Raw genomic sequence first — 3,898 nt, 5'->3', positions numbered from 1 at the left:
CGAACAAGCCGTTCCTGCACACCAGCGGCTCCAGCATCGCCGCCAACGATGCGCGGGGCGAGCCGGACGAGCGGATCTACCGGCGGCTGGAGGAGGTCACGCCGGAGCCGGAGAAGGCGGCGCGGGTACGGGTCGACCAGCGGGTGCGCGAGGCGGCGGCGGTGGGCGTGCGCTCGGTGGTCCTGTGCAACACGCTGATCTACGGCCATGGGCTGGGCCTGAATCGCGACAGCGTGCAGATCCCGGCTTTGGTGCGCCAGGCGGAGCGGAGCGGGATCGCGCGCCATGTCGGCCGCGGCCTGAACCGCTGGGCCAATGTCCATGTCGAGGACATGGCTGACCTCTACCTCCTGGCGCTGGAGCGGGCGAAGCCCGGCTCGTTCTATTTCGTCGAGAACGGCGAGGCGTCGTTCAAGGAACTGGTCCAGGCGATCGCCGACGCGCTGGGCCTGGGCGAGGCGCAGAGCTGGCCGGCCGACGAGGCGATCGCGGAATGGGGGTTCGAGAAGGCGATGTTCGCGCTCGCCTCCAACAGCCGGGTGCGCGCGGACCTGGCGCGGGCCGAGCTCGGCTGGCAGCCGCGGCACGGCTCGGTGGTGGACTGGGTGCGCCGCGAACTGCGGCAAGGCTGACGTGACGGATCTTCCCCGGGGCGGTTGCGACAGTCGTGCCATGCTAGTATGGCAGAGTGATACGCGACGAAGATCGCCAATCTGGGAGGTTAGATCATGGGTGGTTCGACCCGACGCTCGGTGATGCGGGCAGGCCTGGGGCTGATGGCGAGCGCCGCCTTCGCCCGGGGTGCATTTGCCCAGATCCAGGCCGCGGACGTGCCGGTGCCGGACTGGCCGGTGGAGGAGGGCGCGTCCTTGCGCGTGCTGCGGCCGGCCAAGTTCGTGCCGGGCGACGAGACCCAGTGGCTGGAGAACACCAAGAAGTTTACGGAGCAGTTCGGCGTCGAGGTCCGGGTCGACAGCGAGAGCTGGGAGGACCTGCGGCCCAAGACCGCGGTCGCGGCCAATGTCGGCACCGGGCCGGACATTGCCCTGGCCTGGCAGGAGGACCCGCAACTCTTCGCCGACAAGCTCGTCCCGCTGAATGACCTGGCCGACTATCTCGGCAAGAAGTATGGCGGCTGGTTCCCGGTCTGCTCGTTCTACGGCAAGCGCGGCGAGGACTGGATCGCGATCCCGGTCGGCGGCAACGGCGCTGCCATGGTCTATCGCAAGTCCTGGGTGAAGGAGGCCGGGTTCGACGAGTTCCCCAAGGACTTCCCGGGCTTCCTCAAGCTCTGCCAGGAGCTGCAGAGGATCGGTCACCCGGCCGGCTTCGCCTTCGGCGCGGTGGGCGACGGCGGTTGGACCGATACAATGCTGTGGGGCTATGACAGCTCGCTGGTCGACGAGAACGACCAGGTGGTGATCGACAATCCCAAGACCATCGAATCGCTGAACTACGTCAACGAGCTGGCCAAGACCTTCATCCCCGGCACGATCTCCTGGCTCGACCCGTCGAACAACAAGGCGTTCCTGGCGGGCGAGATCGGGCTCACCTCGAACGGCATCTCGGTCTATTACGCCGCCAAGAATGCGGACGACCCGGCCATGCGGGCGATGGCCGACGATATCGGCCATGCCGATTATCCGGTGGGCCCGGTGGGCAAGCCCACCCAGGGGGCGCTGGTCATCAACGGCGTGATCTTCAAGTACAGCAAGTATCCGAACGCGGCCAAGCAGTACCTGCGCTTCATGATGGAGCAGGAGCAGTACGTGCCCTGGCAGGAGGCGAGCGTCGGCTACTGGACCCATCCGCTCCAGGCCTACGACGCCACGCCGATCTGGAATGCCGATCCGCTCTATACGCCGTTCCGCAACATCATGCGCAACGCCTTGCCGCAGAGCTACAAGGGCAGTCCGGGCGAGGCGGCCTCGGCGGCGCGGGCGGACGGGATCGTCCTCCAGATGTACTCGACCGTGGTGACCGGCGAGGCCACGCCCGAGGAGGCGGCGGCCGAGGCGCAGCGCCGGGCGGAGCGAATCTACCGCCGGGCCTGATGCCCGGCATTTGCTGAGCGAGTGGAGCAGGAGCACAGATGAGCGACGGGCAGGCGGGCAGGGTCGAGATCGCGGCGGTGGGTGCGCAGCGGCCGGAAGTCATGGAGGCGCTGGAGCGGCACTTCGTCGTGCACCGGGTCTACGGGGCGGCCGACCCGCTCGCCATGCTGCGCGAGGTCGGCCAGCGGGTCCGCGGCGTGGCCAGCCACGGCATGGCTGGCCTGTCCCGGGCCCAGATCGAGCTGATGCCCAATCTAGAGATCTGCGCCATCAACGGCGTGGGTCTTGAGACCACCGACCTGTCGCTGTGCCGCGAGCGCGGCATCACGGTCTGCACGGCCCCAGTGCTGTTCGACGACGTGGCCGACCTCGCCGTGGCGCTGGCGCTCGCCGCCTGCCGCAAGATCGCGCTGGGCGACCGGTTCATCCGGGAAGGCTCCTGGCAGGGCGGGACGCGGCTCTCGCTCGGCCGCAAGCTCACCGGCATGCGCGTGGGCATTCTGGGCCTCGGCCGGATCGGCCGCGAGGTCGCGCACCGCCTGGCCGCGTTCAAGACCCGGATCGGCTACCATGACCCGGTCCGGCAGGACGTGCCCTATCAGTATTTCGACAGCGCCGTGGCACTGGCCCAGGATTCCGACCTGCTGGTGCTGTGCGCGGCCGGCGGGCCCAAGGGCAGCCCGCCCCTGGTGCCCAAGGAGGTCATCGAGGCGCTGGGGCCGCGCGGCATCTTCGTCAACATCGCACGCGGCTGGCTGGTGGACGAGCCGGCCCTGGTCGACGCACTGGTGGGCGGCCGGCTGGGAGCGGCCGGGCTAGACGTGTTCGATGACGAGCCGAACGTGCCGGACGCCCTCCTGCGCCTGGACAATGTGGTGCTGACCCCGCACGTGGCGAGCAGCACCGAAGAGACCATGGGTGCCATGGGCGAATGCGTGGTCGGCAACCTGGTCGACTGGTTTGCCGGCAAGGGTGCGCGCACCCCGGTCGCCTGAGCCGCCATGCACCTGCCCCGGACCCAGCCAATTGCCGCCCGGACGATGCGGATCGTCCGGCCGCGCTCCCTGGCGACCCTGGTCACCGACCAGATCCGCGACCTGATCGTGATGGGCCAGCTAGACCCCGGCGGCCAGCTGTCGGAGAGCATGCTCGCCGAGAAGCTCGGCACCAGCCGCACGCCGGTGCGCGAGGCCTTCGTCAAGCTGGAGGCGGAAGGACTGGTCGAGGTCCGGCCGCAGCGCGGCACGTTCGTGACCGTGTTCGACCAGAAGGACGTCCAGCAGACCTGCGAGCTGCGCGCCATCCTGGAGCTGGGTGCCCTGCAGATCGGCTCAATGAAGGACCGGGCCGAGCTGTGTCGTGCGCTGCGGGCCAATGTCGACCAGGCGGCCGCGGCGGTGGGTGGGCCGGCTGCCGACTATCATCCGTTCGACACGGCGTTCCACGAGCTGATCATCGGCTCGGGCGGCAACGACCAGCTGATCGAGGCCTATGCCCGGATCTCCGGCCGGATCAGGCGGCTGCGCTTCCATTTCATCCGCACGCCCGAGCAGATCCAGGGCTCGCAGCGCGACCACCTGGCAGTGGTCGAGCATCTAGAGGCCGGCCGGGACGCCGAGGCGCTGGCGGAACTGCGCCACCACGTCCACCTGGCGCATCGCGGCTTCCTGGAGGCGCTCGGACGCCAGGGGCTGGACCCTACGTCATGATCAGGAAGAGGCGGGAATGAAGATCACGCGGCTCAAGGTCCGCAAGGTCACCGGGACCATGCAGGTGGACGGCACCTTCTGGGAGGAGCGGCTGGTCCGGCCGATCGACGTGTACGAGGAGCACCGCAGCTTACC

The 3,898-nt window shown here is 68.9% G+C and carries 4 protein-coding genes; all 4 read left to right on the top strand.

Annotation, left to right across the window (positions count from 1 at the left end):
• On the top strand, window positions 1-632 hold a 632-nt coding region (locus tag EQG76_RS11870; RefSeq protein ID WP_159713598.1), incomplete at its 5' end, for an NAD-dependent epimerase/dehydratase family protein.
• A 96-nt stretch (window positions 633-728) separates the two neighbouring features.
• Window positions 729-2,054: an ABC transporter substrate-binding protein gene (locus EQG76_RS11865; protein ID WP_159713596.1), complete on the top strand. Its 1,326-nt coding sequence runs from the start codon at window positions 729-731 to the stop codon at window positions 2,052-2,054.
• 38 nt (window positions 2,055-2,092) lie between these two features.
• Window positions 2,093-3,049, top strand: a complete 957-nt coding sequence (locus EQG76_RS11860; RefSeq protein ID WP_159713594.1) for a 2-hydroxyacid dehydrogenase — start codon at window positions 2,093-2,095, stop codon at window positions 3,047-3,049.
• Window positions 3,050-3,055: 6 nt separating this feature from the next.
• Window positions 3,056-3,763, top strand: a complete 708-nt coding sequence (locus tag EQG76_RS11855; protein ID WP_159713592.1) for a GntR family transcriptional regulator — start codon at window positions 3,056-3,058, stop codon at window positions 3,761-3,763.
• Window positions 3,764-3,898 lie beyond the last annotated feature (135 nt).

Origin of the sequence: Geminicoccus flavidas (assembly GCF_009806515.1) — a bacterium.
Taxonomy (GTDB): Bacteria; Pseudomonadota; Alphaproteobacteria; order Geminicoccales; family Geminicoccaceae; genus Geminicoccus; species Geminicoccus flavidus.
The sequence above is the reverse complement of the archived record's forward strand: the minus strand, read 5'-3'. Positions and strand labels throughout refer to the sequence as shown.

Coding starts and splice junctions, on each gene's coding strand:
- EQG76_RS11865 (WP_159713596.1), top strand. CDS start 729: ATGGGTGGTTCGACCCGACGCTCGGTGATGCGGGCAGGCCTGGGGCTG.
- EQG76_RS11860 (WP_159713594.1), top strand. CDS start 2,093: ATGAGCGACGGGCAGGCGGGCAGGGTCGAGATCGCGGCGGTGGGTGCG.
- EQG76_RS11855 (WP_159713592.1), top strand. CDS start 3,056: ATGCACCTGCCCCGGACCCAGCCAATTGCCGCCCGGACGATGCGGATC.